Origin of the sequence: Xanthomonas sp. LF02-5 (genome assembly GCF_034105325.1) — a bacterium.
Taxonomy (GTDB): Bacteria; Pseudomonadota; Gammaproteobacteria; order Xanthomonadales; family Xanthomonadaceae; genus Xanthomonas_A; species Xanthomonas_A sontii.
In genome coordinates, this window is record NZ_JAXGGF010000004.1 from 472395 (window position 1) to 486269 (window position 13875).

14 protein-coding genes are annotated in these 13875 nt (G+C 68.0%); 8 read left to right on the forward strand and 6 right to left on the reverse strand.

Features of this window, described 5'->3' with window-relative positions; genetic code table 11:
• Window positions 1–112: 112 nt before the first annotated feature.
• A complete protein-coding gene (locus SLW52_RS13605) occupies window positions 113–1033 on the reverse strand; it encodes an NAD(P)/FAD-dependent oxidoreductase (RefSeq protein WP_017913847.1) in 921 nt (306 codons plus the stop codon).
• 2 nt (window positions 1034–1035) lie between these two features.
• On the reverse strand, window positions 1036–1479 hold the full coding sequence (locus tag SLW52_RS13610; RefSeq protein WP_043092084.1) for an Rrf2 family transcriptional regulator: 444 nt from the start codon (window positions 1477–1479) through the stop codon (window positions 1036–1038).
• Window positions 1480–1778: 299 nt separating this feature from the next.
• Between SLW52_RS13610 and SLW52_RS13615 the strand changes: the two genes are divergently transcribed.
• Window positions 1779–2198, forward strand: a complete 420-nt coding sequence (locus SLW52_RS13615) for a hypothetical protein (protein ID WP_267098529.1) — start codon at window positions 1779–1781, stop codon at window positions 2196–2198.
• Here the strand turns inward: SLW52_RS13615 and SLW52_RS13620 are convergent.
• Window positions 2182–3699, reverse strand: coding sequence for an MASE1 domain-containing protein (locus SLW52_RS13620; protein ID WP_320740316.1), 1518 nt, complete (start codon window positions 3697–3699; stop codon window positions 2182–2184). The two genes, SLW52_RS13615 and SLW52_RS13620, sit on opposite strands and share 17 nt — an antisense overlap.
• Window positions 3700–4271: 572 nt before the next feature.
• On the opposite strand from SLW52_RS13620, the gene SLW52_RS13625 reads away from it, so the two are divergent.
• The 3 genes from SLW52_RS13625 to SLW52_RS13635 all read left to right on the forward strand — a co-directional run bounded on the left by SLW52_RS13625 (window position 4272) and on the right by SLW52_RS13635 (window position 6218).
• On the forward strand, window positions 4272–5093 hold the full coding sequence (locus SLW52_RS13625; RefSeq protein ID WP_319019739.1) for an AraC family transcriptional regulator: 822 nt from the start codon (window positions 4272–4274) through the stop codon (window positions 5091–5093).
• An 81-nt stretch (window positions 5094–5174) separates the two neighbouring features.
• Entirely contained in the window at window positions 5175–5627 is a 453-nt protein-coding gene (locus tag SLW52_RS13630; RefSeq protein WP_267102602.1) for a VOC family protein, read from the forward strand.
• A 225-nt stretch (window positions 5628–5852) separates the two neighbouring features.
• Complete coding sequence (locus SLW52_RS13635; RefSeq protein ID WP_320740314.1) at window positions 5853–6218, forward strand: nuclear transport factor 2 family protein; 366 nt, start codon at window positions 5853–5855, stop codon at window positions 6216–6218.
• Window positions 6219–6298: 80 nt separating this feature from the next.
• Here the strand turns inward: SLW52_RS13635 and SLW52_RS13640 are convergent, their stop codons facing one another.
• On the reverse strand, window positions 6299–7645 hold the full coding sequence (locus SLW52_RS13640; RefSeq protein ID WP_320740313.1) for an Nramp family divalent metal transporter: 1347 nt from the start codon (window positions 7643–7645) through the stop codon (window positions 6299–6301).
• A 147-nt stretch (window positions 7646–7792) separates the two neighbouring features.
• Between SLW52_RS13640 and mntR the strand changes: the two genes are divergently transcribed.
• From mntR to orn, 3 genes are all read left to right on the forward strand, one after another.
• Window positions 7793–8257, forward strand: coding sequence for a manganese-binding transcriptional regulator MntR (gene mntR, locus SLW52_RS13645; RefSeq protein ID WP_026143893.1), 465 nt, complete (start codon window positions 7793–7795; stop codon window positions 8255–8257).
• Window positions 8254–8754, forward strand: a complete 501-nt coding sequence (tadA, locus tag SLW52_RS13650; RefSeq protein ID WP_320740312.1) for a tRNA adenosine(34) deaminase TadA — start codon at window positions 8254–8256, stop codon at window positions 8752–8754. Before mntR ends, tadA begins: the two co-directional genes overlap by 4 nt.
• Before the next feature lie 100 nt (window positions 8755–8854).
• Window positions 8855–9427, forward strand: coding sequence for an oligoribonuclease (orn, locus tag SLW52_RS13655; RefSeq protein WP_152182633.1), 573 nt, complete (start codon window positions 8855–8857; stop codon window positions 9425–9427).
• Window positions 9428–9519: 92 nt separating this feature from the next.
• Here orn and SLW52_RS13660 read toward each other — a convergent pair whose 3' ends face one another.
• Window positions 9520–10470, reverse strand: coding sequence for a mechanosensitive ion channel family protein (locus SLW52_RS13660; protein ID WP_267092264.1), 951 nt, complete (start codon window positions 10468–10470; stop codon window positions 9520–9522).
• A gap of 5 nt (window positions 10471–10475) precedes the next feature.
• Window positions 10476–12851, reverse strand: coding sequence for a phosphoenolpyruvate synthase (ppsA, locus tag SLW52_RS13665; protein ID WP_017909495.1), 2376 nt, complete (start codon window positions 12849–12851; stop codon window positions 10476–10478).
• 145 nt (window positions 12852–12996) lie between these two features.
• On the opposite strand from ppsA, the gene SLW52_RS13670 reads away from it, so the two are divergent.
• Complete coding sequence (locus tag SLW52_RS13670; protein ID WP_010342958.1) at window positions 12997–13818, forward strand: pyruvate, water dikinase regulatory protein; 822 nt, start codon at window positions 12997–12999, stop codon at window positions 13816–13818.
• Window positions 13819–13875: the final 57 nt, after the last annotated feature.

The following is a 13875-nucleotide window of genomic DNA, read 5'->3' on the forward strand; positions in this document are numbered from 1 at the left end:
CGTTGTGGCCATGGGCGGACGGGCAGCCGAGACAAACGGCTACACCTGCCATGATCGCGCCTGCGCGATTCGCCCGGCGTAGACCGATACCGCAGTGGAATCCGAGCGCGCGTCATCCTGTGCGCGTTGATGCTGGCGGCGCGAAGGTTTCCGGCCATACCAGCGAGCGGTGAACCTGCGCGCCGGCCATGGCGCCGCTGCCCACGGCCAATGACAGCGAATGCGGCGCTTTCGCCAGGTCGCCGCAGGCGAAGACGCCGGCGACCGAGGTCCCATGCTCGGCATCGATGCGGACCTGGGTGCCCATTGGCGTCTCCTCCAGCACGCAGCCCATGGCCTCGGCCAGGGGACAGGACGGGGTGGTGCGTGTCGCCGTGAACAGGCCGGCGAAGACCAGGCGCCGACCGTCGGCCAGGACCACGTCGGCATGCCCCTCGATCCTGTCGATGGGCGCCTCCTCGATCGCCACGCCGCGGCCGCTCAGAAGAGCCCTGGCCGCGTCGTCGAGCTGCAGTGCGCCGTTGACGAGTAAGGTCACATTGCCCCACTCGGTGAGCAGTTCGGCTTGGTGCACGGACAGCGGGCCGGCACCGACGATGCCGATGCGTCCCTGGTCCAGTTCGTAGCCGTGGCAGTACGGGCAGTGGAAGACGGCCGTGCCCCAGCGTTCGGCGAGGCCGTCGACGGCCGGAAGCTGGTCGGCCACGCCGGTGGCGAGCAGGATCCGGCGACCCTGGTGGGTGCCGCCATCGGAGGTGGTCACCCGGAAGACGTCCAAGGATCCAGTGGCGGTCAGGGCGTGTGCGTCCAGCCACGTCAGCGTCGGATAGGCGCTGAGCTGCTGGCGCGCGGTCGCCGCGATGGTGCCAGGCGGCACGCCGTCCTGGCCGAGGAAGCCATGTGCATGGTGGGCCGTGCGATTGCGGCGCTGGCCCGCATCGATCACTAGCACGGAACGCCGCGCTCGCAGCAGTTGCAGGGCGGCGGCCATGCCCGCATAGCTGCCGCCGATGACGATGATGTCGTGGTGCATGCCTAACTCCTCGTCCGTCGTGCCGCCGCATGCCGGCGCGCGAAGTCGGCGGCCAGGTCGGCAAGGGTGATGTCCGAAAGCCGCTTCAACAGCAACGCCTCTGCCTCTGCGAACGTTCCCTCGAGTGCGGCATTCACCGCTTGCTCAACCAGGCACTCCGGGGATTCGTGGCGATTGCCGATGGCGAACAGCGCCGGTTCGCCCAGCGCTTCATGCAACTGGCGCAGGGTGACCGTGGCCAGGTCGGCATGGATGCGCCATCCACCCGCGTGCCCGCGATCCGAGGTCACGATGCCGGCTTCGCGCAAGTACCCCATGGTCCGCCGGACCACGACGGGATTGGTGCCCAGGCATTGGGCCAGGGCGTCGGAGGTCATGGGACCATCGTGCTCGGCCATGTGCAGCAGGGCATGCAGGACAGAGGACAGGCGGCTGTCGCGTTTCATGTAACTAATGATGTTTCGAAATTTGCGGCAGGTCAAGCGTGGTTGCGTCCCGGCGCTGTCGATCGCGTTCAACGGGGTGTGCCGCGAACATGTGCGCGTCTGGCGCCCGCAACGCACGGCGAGTGCGATCGAAACAGCGGCGAGCTCCGGCACGACGCTTGTTCATCGTGGACAGGCAACGACCTGATCTCTCGCCATGGCGGCGATGCTGTTTGTCGACCGCTTCCCGGCCCGGACCACGTACCTTGATCCCGCCTGAGATGCAGGCGGAATTCCCCGGGTGGGAAAGGATCGATGCAATGGAAACGAAGGCGAAGAGCTTGGCAATCGTGGTCGCAGCGGGGTTGGCGCTGTCATTTCAGGCGCAGGCGCAGTCCTGCTGCCCCTCCGGCGGGCATGGGGTGGTGGGCAAGGGACTGGGCGAAAGCGTGCCCAAGGCGCTGAATCTCGCCACGGATTCGGCCTGGCGCGTCTATGAGTTCTCGCGCGATGGCGTGAACTACCTGCAGATCAACGACGCCAGCGGCGTGGTCCGTGCCGCGGTCGGCCGCATCGGCAAGACCTTGTGGGTGCTGCCGATGGGCAGCGACGTGGGGCGGGTCTCGCTGACGGCATCGCCTGCGGTGCCGTCACGCGTGATCTACCGGACGGCCGATGTGGTGGTGCGCCTGCGCTCGGATGCACGCGGTGACGCGTGGGAGGTCACGGCGGTGGAGTGAGGCCGCCGGAGATCGGGCTTTCGGACACCAGAAAGCTGAAGCTCAACGCATGGCGGCGCCGGCAGGTGCCGCCATGCGCCTGCAGGCGGACCGCCAGTTCCCGCTCGGGCGCTTCCGGACGGCGCCGCAACGCGCTCAGCATCGCCGCATCGGCGGTGATGCGGATGGCGATGCCCTGTCGTCCTTTCGCACGCCATACCCTTGCCTGCAGCAGATGCGTGTGGGCCACGGGCAGCGTCTCGATGGCGTCGAGGATGCAGCGATAGGCCACCAGTTGCAGACCCAGCGAGAGGCGCCGCGGATCGCCATGCAGGCGGCAGCGGAACTCCGTGGCGCACAGGTTGGCGAAGGTCGGCGAGTGCAGCGTGTGGTACAGCCCATGCGTCTCGATACCGAGGGGGTAGAGCGCGGTGACGTACTCGTCCAGCAACTGCGCCTGGATCACGCCGGTGCGGGTCATCTGCATGGCGGCGGCGTAATGGCCGCGTGCGCGCAGATCTTCCACCACATCGCGGCGCAGCTTGTTGATCTGGGTGCTGAGGTCGGTGTAGTCGACCACACGTCGGCGCAGCGTGCGTTCGGCGGAGAGGTAGCCGGCCTGTGCGAAGGCCAGCGCCTGTTCGCGCAGGCGTCCGTCGTCGCGCATATGCCGATAGGCGGCGGAGATCCGTGATCCGAACGCGAACATCACCGTGGCGGTGGCGGCGAGCAGGATCTGCACCACGAACGCATCGGCATCGTGCATGCCCGGTGCGACGACCTTGGGCATGGACAGGGCCACCGCAACGTTCGCCATGACCACGCCGAGCGCCGCGCCCCGCCAGCCATGGCGCAGCGTCAGTACGATCGCCGGGACCACCAGCAGGACCATCAGCAACTGTCGCAGCAGCGCGTCGCCGGCCACGGCGATCGACGCCGACAGCACGACGACCACGGCGATCGACGCCAGCCCCTCGCGCAACAGCGAGGCCCGCACTCGCGTGGGTTCGTCCCGGCGCAGCCACAGCAACGCCGGCAGCACGAACATCAAGGTGCCCAGGTAGTCGCCAAGCCAGTAGCGCAGCAGCACATCGAGCGGCGCCGGCCCGGCGGGGCCGCCCAGCGCGGTGTTGATCGCGATGTTGCAGAGCGTGCTCCACAGCGCGGTCGCCAGCGTCAGCGGCAGCAGCCAGTGATCGTTGCGTGCCAGGTCAGGCACCCGCTGACGCGCCAGGACCGGCAGCAGCGACACGGCGGGCATCAGCAGGAACGGACTCAGGTACGCCCAGGTGGCACTCGCGCCCCAGGTCTCGCTCATGGGAATGCGCAATGTCAGCAGCGCGGCGGCATCGCCGGCCAGCAACCACGGCCAGCGCCGTGCGGGCAGGAACAGCAGGCTGGCGACGCGCACGCCGGCCGGCAGATACCACTGGTCCACGGAACACCGCCAGGCCAGCAGGAAGGCGGCGCAGTAAGTGGCGCTCAGTAGAACGCCTTTGGCGATATCTCTTGCCGCGGCCATTCCCGCCATCCGTGGTATGTCGCGGCTACTGTATAAGCCGGATCGGCGGCGAGGGTAGACAGTTGGCGGTGTCGACGACAGTGTGAGATGCGTCGCAAGTGCGCGGCGCATGCAGGCGAATGCCGGGTGTTCTTTCGCCCGGATTCGCGAGCCGGCAAGGGGGCGCTTGCAGTCGTGCCGCTGTGTCGTCTGCGTGATTCTGCGCGTCGCTCGTGCAGGCGGCAGCATGTCTTCGACCGCTTCGATGTCGAGCCACGCGAGCATGGTTAGGTGCGATGATGCATGGCCACGTGCTCCTCGAAAGTGACTGCGACAGCAGGGCAAGGATGTGCGCCAGCAAACCTGAAACGCCCTGCCACAACGGATGCGGCATGATCACTGCAGGTGCGTCGCGGAGGCATTCCGAGGGCGTCCGATACTGCTGCGTGACCGAATCGGATCGATGCCGGCGACGTGCGGCCGAGCCTGTGCGACAGCGCTCGATCATCGCGTCGGGAGTGGCGGCGGAGGCGCGTCGTCGGGCGGACTACCGACGGGGCCGATGACAGGCGTAGCATCGCGCCATGGCGTCCATGCATCGACCTCCCGTTTCCGCATTGCGCGGTCTGGTGACAGCGGTGTGGGCGCACGAGCCCGCACCGGTGTCTGCGGTCCTGCGGCTGCCTGCGCGCGAGCACGTGCTGCCGACCGGTGCCACGCATCTCGCCGTGCGGATCGGCGGTGCACCGTTGCGGGTGTTCGACCACGCGGACGACCTGTGCGGCCATTGCCTCGGCCACGCGGTGGTGGGTGGGGTACGCACGGCGTATCACGTGCGCGATGTCACGCAGCCTGCGGTCTCGGTCGGTGCGATGTTGCGTCCAGGCGCCACCAGCGTGTTGCTCGGTGTGCCCGAATCCGCATTGGCCGGGCATCACACGCCGCTGGAACTGCTGCTGCCTGCCGGCGAGGTCGATGCGCTGCTGGAGCGGTTGCATGCATGCGCCGAGGCGCCGGCGCGCCTGGCTGCCTTCGAACGGTGGCTGGTCGACCGCGCCGGCGGCCGCCCGCCCGTGCGGCATCCGGCGCTGTGCGTGCTGCGTTCCGGTGGCTGGCATCCGGACTTGCGCGTGGAGACCCTGGTGCGCGCCAGCGGACTCAGCCATCGGCATTGCATCGCCCTGTTCCGGCAGGCGACCGGTCTGGCACCGAACGCCTGGCTGCGGCTGCAACGCTTCTCGCACGCGCTGGACCTGGCGTGCGACCGCTCGCTGGGCTGGGCCGACATTGCCGCCGCCAGCGGCTTCGCCGACCAGGCGCACCTGACCAACACCTTCCGCAGCGTGGCCGGTGTCACTCCGTCCGCCTGGCGGCGGGCGGCCGATCCCGCCGCCCCCCGGCATGTGCCGCGCTGATCGCGGCGCAGGTCAATTTCCTGCAAGACGCGGCGCACCCAGGGTTCCACAATGGGCGCCTGGCCCACACGAGGACATGCCATGGCGATCCACGAACTGTATGCCTATCTGTGCGTGCGCGACGCCGCCGCCGCGATGGCGTTCTACGCGCGCGCGTTCGGTGCGCGCGAACTGTTCCGCCTTACCGAGCCCGATGGACGGATCGGCCATGCCGAGGTGGATCTGGATGGCCACACGCTGATGCTGTCGGAAGAGTATCCGGACATGGGCGTACGCAGCCCCGAACACCTTGGCGCCACGCCGGTCACGCTGCACCTGCACGTGGACGATGCCGACGCGCTGGTCGCCCGCGCGCTCGCCGCCGGCGGCACGCTCGAGCGCGGCATGCAGGACCACTTCTACGGCGAACGCTCCGGCACCGTGCGCGATCCCTTCGGCCACCGCTGGCTGATCGGCCATGCGATCGAGTCGGTGACGCCGGAGGAGATGCAGCGGCGCTATACGGGGCTGTTCGCGAAAGCACCGACAACCTGAGAGGGCGCGAGATCGTCAGCGCCCGTGCATGCCGGTGCGTGCCAGCGAGAACTCAGGTTTCGCCATCACTGCCGATGCACGAGACTTCTGTATCGGGTCGTTGCAATGCTTGCGTGCGTCGCCGGTCGCTCGCGCGGCGAGCCGCTGAGGTGTGTACGCAGGTGTGACACGGGCGACGCTAGGTTGGCGCCATCTCGACCGTTCCCAGCCAGAGGAGGCCATCCGATGACCGAGGCGAACCAGCACGTCCTGCAGGCCGCGAACGCCGCCATCGCTGCAGGCGATTACGAAGGCTTTCTCGCCCATTGCACCGAAGATACGACCTGGCACTTCATCGGCGAGCGCACATTGCGGGGCAAGCAGGCGGTCAGGGAGTGGATGGCCGAGGCCTACCGGCAGCCGCCGCAGTTCGACGTTCGCAAGTACATCACCGGCGACGGCCACGTCGTGGCCCTCGGCCAGATCACGCTCGAGACCGGCGACGCCGGGACGTCGTTGCTCTCCTACTGCGACGTCTGGCGGTTTCGCGATGGGCGGATGGCGGAACTGGAGGCGTACGTGGTGCCGCTGGCTGCAGCCCAGGACAGGTAGCGACGCGCATGTGCTCGGACGTCCGTTCGCAGCGCGGCCATCCTGTCCGCGTCTGCGCACGGCGTCGGCGGCGGGATCGCTCAGTGCAACAACGTATCCGCCAGCAGCTTCAGGTTCAGCACCACGATCAGCGCGGCGATCGCCCAGGCCAGCCAGGCCAGGCCGCGGCGCACCACCAGTGGTCCCATCCGCTGCTTGTCGGTGACGAAGCGCACCAGCGGGATCACCGCGAACGGCAACTGCATCGACAGCACCACCTGGCTCAGCACCAGCAGTTTGGCGGTGCCCTGTTCGCCGTACAGCGAGGTCACTGCGACCACCGGCACGATTGCCAGGCCACGGGTCAGCAGGCGCCGCGCCCATGGCGGCAGGCGCAGATGCAGGAAGCCCTCCATCACGATCTGCCCGGCCAGGGTAGCGGTGACGGTGGAATTGATGCCGGAGGCCAGCAGCGCCACCGCGAACAGGGTCGAGGCCAGGCCGACGCCAAGCATCGGCGCGAGCAGTTCGTGGGCCTGTTCGATCTCCTGCACGTCGGTGCGGCCGTGCGCGTGGAACACCGCGGCCAGGATCAGGATCGCGGCGTTGACGAACAGCGCCAGGCTCAGCGCGATGGTGCTGTCGGCCAGCGCCCAGCGCAGCGCCGAGCGGCGGCCCTGGTCGGTGCGCTCGTAGGCGCGGGTCTGCACGATCGAGGAATGCAGGTACAGGTTGTGCGGCATCACCGTCGCGCCGATGATGCCGATCGCCAGGTACAGCGCGGCCGGATCGGTCACCACCTGCGCACGCGGGATGAAGCCTGACAGCACCTCGCGCAGCGGCGGCGCGGCCAGCACGATCTGCACCAGGAAGCAGGCGAAGATCACCGTCAGCAGGGCGATCACGAACGCTTCCAGCGCGCGGAAGCCGCGGCGCATCAGGAACAGCACCAGCAGCGCGTCGATCGAGGTGATGATCGCGCCAGCGGTGAGCGGGATGCCGAACAGCAGCTTCAGCGCGATCGCCGTGCCGATCACTTCGGCCAGGTCGCAGGCGACGATGGCCGCTTCGCAGGCCAGCCACAACAGGAAGTTCACCGGCTTGGAGTAGTGCGCGCGGCAGGCCTGGGCCAGATCCAGCCCGGTGGCGATGCCCAGGCGCGCGGCCAGGCCCTGCAGCACGATCGCCATCAGGTTGGACAGCAGGATCACCGACAGCAGCAGGTAGCCGAAGTGCGAACCGCCGGCGATGTCGGTCGCCCAGTTGCCCGGATCCATGTAGCCGACCGAGACCATGTAACCGGGGCCGAGGAAGGCCAGGAAGCGGCGCCAGCCCAGGCCGCTGCGCGGCACGGCCACGCTGGCATGCATCGCGCCCAGGCTGGGACGCGCCTCTCCGCGGCTGGCGTGCGCGGCAGCGGAACTCGGCAGGGGCAGGGGGGCGGCCATGGCAATGACACGTGGGGCGGGGTGCGAACGAGTATATAGCAGGTGCTATATGGATTAGCATTGGCAATTCAGATCGCTGCGATAGCCCGGATTCGGCCAGAATAGGCGGGTGGCCGGCGGGCGCCGGCACAGGACAAGGGCGTTGCGATGCAGAAAAGCGGGAAGTCGATGGCGCCGCCGGCGGTGCTGCTCGACGCCGAAGTGCAGGTCGAAAGCTTCCGCCAGGTGCGCGAGGCGCACCGCCTGGAGCTGATCGAGGACTATGTGGAGCTGATTTCCGACCTGCTCGCCGACGGCGGCGAAGCGCGGCAGGTGGATATCGCCGCGCGCCTGGGCGTGGCCCAGCCGACCGTGGCCAAGATGCTCAAGCGCCTGGTCAAGGGCGGTTGGGTGGTGCAGCGGCCCTACCGCGGCGTGTTTCTGACCGCCGAGGGCGAGGCGCTGGCCGCGGCCAGCCGGCAGCGCCACCAGACCGTGGAGCAGTTCCTGCTGGCCCTGGGCATCGACGCCGACACCGCGCGCCGCGATGCCGAGGGCATCGAGCACCACGTCAGCGAAGCGACGCTGGCGGTCTTCGCCGAGTTCGTGCGCAAGCACGGCGCGTCGCGATGAGCGTCGGCGACGACGCGCAACTGGCGCGCGACGTACATTGGATGCGCCATGCGCTGGCCCTGGCCGAGCGTGCCGAGCGCGAGTTCGACGAGATCCCGGTCGGCGCGGTGCTGGTCTCGGCCGAGGAGGAGGTGCTGGGCGAGGGCTGGAACCTCAACATCGCCGAACACGATCCCAGCGCGCATGCCGAGATCGTCGCGCTGCGCCAGGCCGGCCGCCGGCTCGGCAATCACCGCCTGGTCGGCAGCCGCCTGTACGTGACCCTGGAGCCGTGCGCGATGTGCGCGATGGCGGTGGTGCACGCGCGGGTGGCGGAACTGGTCTATGCCGCCACCGATCCCAAGACCGGCGCCTGCGGCAGCGTGTTCGACCTGCTCGCCGATCCGCGCCACAACCACCGCGTGCAGGTCCGCGGCGGGGTGCTGGCGGCAGAGGCCAGCACGCGCCTGACCAACTATTTCCGCGCCAAGCGCGGCAAGCCGCCGCTGGGCGCGTGAGCGGCCAGCCCCTGCCGGTCGCGCAGGCCGCGCGGTATCATTGAAGCCTGATACGACACTTCCGCGCCGGCCTCGCCGCCGCGAACGACAGGACGGTGATATGGCGCAAGCGCACGTGGCGAACGATCGGCTGATCTGGATCGATCTGGAAATGACCGGCTTGGATACCGATCGCGATTCGATCATCGAAATCGCCACGGTGGTGACCGACGCGCAACTCAACGTGCTGGCCGAGGGCCCGGAGTTCGCCATCGCCCATTCGCTGCAGACGCTGGAGGCGATGGACGAGTGGAACCGTAACCAGCACCGCCACTCCGGCCTGTGGCAGCGCGTGCTCGACAGCCAGGTCACGCTGGCCCAGGCCGAGGCCGAGACCATGGCGTTCCTGACCCAGTGGTGCAAGTCTGGCACTTCGCCGATGTGCGGCAACTCGATCTGCCAGGACCGGCGTTTCCTGCACCGGCAGATGCCGCGGCTGGAGCGCTTCTTCCACTACCGCAACCTGGACGTGTCGACGCTGAAGGAACTGGCGCGGCGCTGGGCGCCGACGGTGTCGGCCGGCCTGACCAAGACCTCCTCGCACACCGCGCTCAGCGACGTGCACGATTCCATCGACGAACTGCGCTACTACCGCCCGTTCATGGGCAGGCTGGGCGGGCAGGGCGAGGGCTGATCCGCGATCCAGACGCCGTCGAGGCGCATACGGAAGACCGCCCGACGATCATCGGGCGGATGCACAGGCAGTGCAGGAAATGACGCCGCCGCTCAGCGCGCCAGCGGCGGTCCCGGCTTGGTCTCGCCGTCGTCGGTGACGCCCTTGGTCAGCAGCTCGGCGATCGGGCGCCCGTCGGCATCGTGGTGGTACACGTGCAGGTCGCGCTGCGGATACGGAATGCTCAGCCCGTTCTCCAGCAACTGGTTGCGGATCTGCTCCAGCGTGCTGCTCTTGGCCGCGCCGAAATCGCTGTTCTTGGCGTAGCCGAACAGCATCAGGTCCACCGTGCTCTCGCCCAGGTTGGTGACCTGCACGAACGGGGCGGGCGTCTTCAGGATGTTCGGATTGTCCTGGGCGATCTTCAGCAACAGCTCCTGCGCCTTCTTCAGGTCGTCGCCGTAGCCGACGCCGACGGTGATCTCCAGGCGCCGGTTGGGCAGGGTGCTGTAGTTGACGATCGGCGCGGTGGTGATGGTGCTGTTGGGCAGGGTCACCATGCGCTCGTCGAAGGTGCGGATGCGGGTCTGGAAGATCCGGATCTCGTCGACCACGCCTTCCTGGCCGGCCACCACCACGTGGTCGCCGTCGCGCATCGGCCGCAGCACGATCAGCATGACCCCGGAGGCGATGTTGGACAGCGAGTCCTTCAGCGCCAGGCCCACCGCCAGGCCGGCGGCGCCGAGCACGGCGAACAGCGAGGTCGGCGGCACGCCGATCTTCTGCAGCGCGGTGACCAGCACCAGCACCAGCATCAACGCGTAGGCGACGTTGCGCAGGAAGTTGCTGAGGGTGGTTTCCACCCTGGCGCGCAGCAGCGCGCTGCGCAGCCATTCGCTCAGGCGCTTGGCGACCCACATCCCGACCACCAGGATCAGGAGCGCCACGCCCCAGTTGAGCGCGTACTGCGCCCAGTCCAGCTGTCGCCAGTCGAACGGGCGCGCCGCCCGCGTCGCCGGTGCAGCGGTCGTGGCCGCCGTCAGTGCCGTCAGCCACGACTGCATCGGCATCACCCCTTGCTCTTGAGCTTGGCCAGGCGCAGCCAGGTGTCGACCACGGTGTCGGGGTTCAACGAGACCGATTCGATGCCTTCCTGCATCAGCCACTCGGCCAGATCCGGGTGATCGGACGGGCCCTGGCCGCAGATACCCACGTACTTGCCCTTGGCGCGCGCGGCCTTGATCGCCATCGACAGCATCTTCTTGACCGCCGGATTGCGTTCGTCGAACAGGTGCGCCACGATCGAGGAGTCGCGGTCCAGGCCCAGGGTGAGCTGGGTGAGATCGTTGGAGCCGATCGAGAAGCCGTCGAAGATCTCCAGGAATTCCTCGGCCAGCAGCGCGTTCGACGGCACCTCGCACATCATGATGATCTTCAGGCCGTTCTCGCCCTGGCGCAGGCCGTTGCTGGCCAGCACCTCGACGACCTTGCGGCCTTCCTCGAGGGTGCGCACGAACGGGATCATCACCCACATGTTGTCCAGGCCCATCTCGTTGCGGACCTTGAGCACCGCCTTGCATTCCAGCGCGAACGCGGCGGCGAAGCTCGGATCGACGTAACGGCTGGCGCCGCGGAAGCCGATCATCGGGTTCTCTTCGTGCGGTTCGTAGTTGCTGCCGCCGATCAGGTTGGCGTACTCGTTGGACTTGAAGTCCGACAGGCGCACGATCACCGGGTGCGGCGCCACCGACGCGGTCAGCGTGGCGATGCCTTCGGCCAGGCGGTTGACGTAGAAGCTCACCGGGTCGGCATAACCGGCGATCTTCTCGTCGATCTTCTTCTTGGTCGCCGCGTCCTGCTTGGCGTACTCCAGCAGCGCGTTGGGATGGATGCCGATGTGCGCGGCGATGATCATCTCCAGGCGCGCCAGACCGATGCCGGCGTTGGGCAACTGGCCGAAGTCGAACGCGCGCTCCGGATTGGCCACGTTCATCATGATCTTCAGCGGCGCCGGCGGCATGTTGCCCAGGTCCGTGGTGGTGCGCTCGAACGGCAGACGCTCGCCATAGATGTAGCCGGTGTCGCCTTCGGCGCAGCTGACCGTGACTTCCTTGCCGTCCTCGACCAGCTCCATCGCATTGCCGGTGCCGACCACCGCCGGCACGCCCAGTTCGCGGGCGATGATCGCCGCGTGGCAGGTGCGGCCGCCGCGGTTGGTGACGATCGCCGAAGCGCGCTTCATCACCGGCTCCCAATCGGGATCGGTCATGTCCGCGACCAGCACGTCGCCGGGCTGCACCCGGTTCATGTCCTCCAGGCTGCGCACCACGCGGGCGACGCCGGCGCCGATCTTCTGGCCGATGGCACGGCCTTCGGCGATCACCTCGCCGCGCTGCTGCAGCGCGAAGCGTTCGATCTGAGTGGCGTGGCCGCGCGACTTCACCGTCTCCGGACGCGCCTGCACGATGAACAGTTTGCCGCTGACGCCGTCCTTCGCCCATTCGATGTCCATCGGCCGCTGGTAGTGCTGCTCGATCACCAGCGCCTGCTTGGCCAGTTCCTGCACGTCCTCGTCGTTGATCGAGAAGGTGTTGCGCAGCTGTGCCGGCGTGTCCTCGATGCGCACACGCTCGCCCGGCACGTCCGAATACACCATGCGGATCAGCTTGCTGCCCAGCGAGCGGCGCAGGATCGCCGGCTTGCCGGCCTTGAGGGTGGGCTTGTAGACGTAGAACTCGTCGGGATTGACTGCGCCCTGCACGACCATTTCGCCGAGGCCGAAGCTCGAGGTAACGAACACCACGTCGCGGAAGCCGGACTCGGTGTCCAGGGTGAACAGCACGCCGGAGGCGCCGACGCCGGAGCGCACCATCAGTTGCACGCCGGCCGAGAGGAACACGTCCTCGTGCTTGAAGCCGTGGTGCACGCGGTAGGCGATGGCGCGATCGTTGTAGAGGCTCGCGAAGACTTCCTTGACCTTGTGCACGACGTCGTCGGCGCCGGTCACGTTGAGGAAGGTCTCCTGCTGGCCGGCGAAGCTGGCGTCGGGCAGGTCTTCGGCGGTGGCCGAGGAGCGCACCGCGACCGCGATGTCGCCGCCACCGTTCTCGTTGCACAGTTGCGCGTAAGCGTCGCGAATCGCCTGGTCCAGCTCCGGCTGCAGCGGTGCGTCGATCACCCAGCCGCGGATTTCCTTGCCGGCGGCGGTCAGCGCGCCCACGTCTTCCACGTCCAGCGTGGCCAGCTTGTCGAAGATGCGCTGGTACAGATCGTTGTGGGCGACGAAGGCCTTGAACGCTTCGGCGGTGGTGGCGAATCCGCCCGGCACGGACACGCCGAGCCCCGCCAGATTGCCGATCATTTCGCCGAGGGAGGAATTCTTGCCACCGACGCGAGCCAGGTCGGCCAGGCGCAGCTCATGCAACCACAGGATGTTCTCGTTCAAGCGCGATGCTCCGTTAGGCCATCGCCCGAGGCGGGCTGAATGGCCGCGTCCGTGAGGGAAGAAGCCGATATGATGCAGTGCGCACCCGAGCCGGCACAAGCGAAGCGGGCGCATCCGTTGGGTTTCAGCCAGGAGAATGCAGGCAATGTCGACGATCAGACCGGTGTTCTACGTGTCCGATGGAACCGGTATCACCGCTGAAACCATTGGGCATAGCCTGCTCACCCAGTTCAGCGGTTTCAGCTTCGTCACCGACCGCATGTCGTTCGTCGACGATCCGGAAAAAGCCCGCGACGCCGCGCAGCGCATCCATGCCGCAGGGGAGCGCTATCAGGTTCGGCCGATCGTGGTCAACTCCTGCGTCGATCCGCAACTGAGCATGCTGCTGGCCGAGAGCGGGGCGCTGATGCTCGACGTGTTCGCGCCCTTCATCGAGCCGCTGGAGCGCGAATTGAACGCGCCGCGGCACTCGCGGGTGGGACAGGCGCACGGCCTGGTCGACTTCGAGACCTACCACCGCCGCATCAACGCGATGAACTTCGCGCTCGCGCACGACGACGGCATCGCGCTCACCTACGACGAAGCCGACGTGATCCTGGTGGCGGTGTCGCGCGCGGGCAAGACCCCGACCTGCATCTACCTGGCGCTGCATTACGGCGTGCGCGCGGCGAACTATCCGTTGACCGACGAGGACCTGGAGAGCGATCGGCTGCCACCGCGGCTGCGCGCGTATCGCAACAAGCTGTTCGGGCTGACCATCGATCCGGAGCGGCTGCAGCAGATCCGCCAGGAGCGGCGGCCGAATTCGCGTTACTCCAACGCCGAGACCTGCCGGCGCGAAGTGGCGGCGGCCGAAACCATGTTCCGCATGGAGCGGATTCCGACCCTGAGCACCACGCATACCTCGATCGAGGAGATTTCCAGCAAGGTGCTGGCGACGCTGGGACTGCAGCGCGAGATGTTCTGAGAGAGGGGACGACGGGCCAGCGCGCGCTGGTCGGGCGGGGCCGTTCCTGGCGGCGAC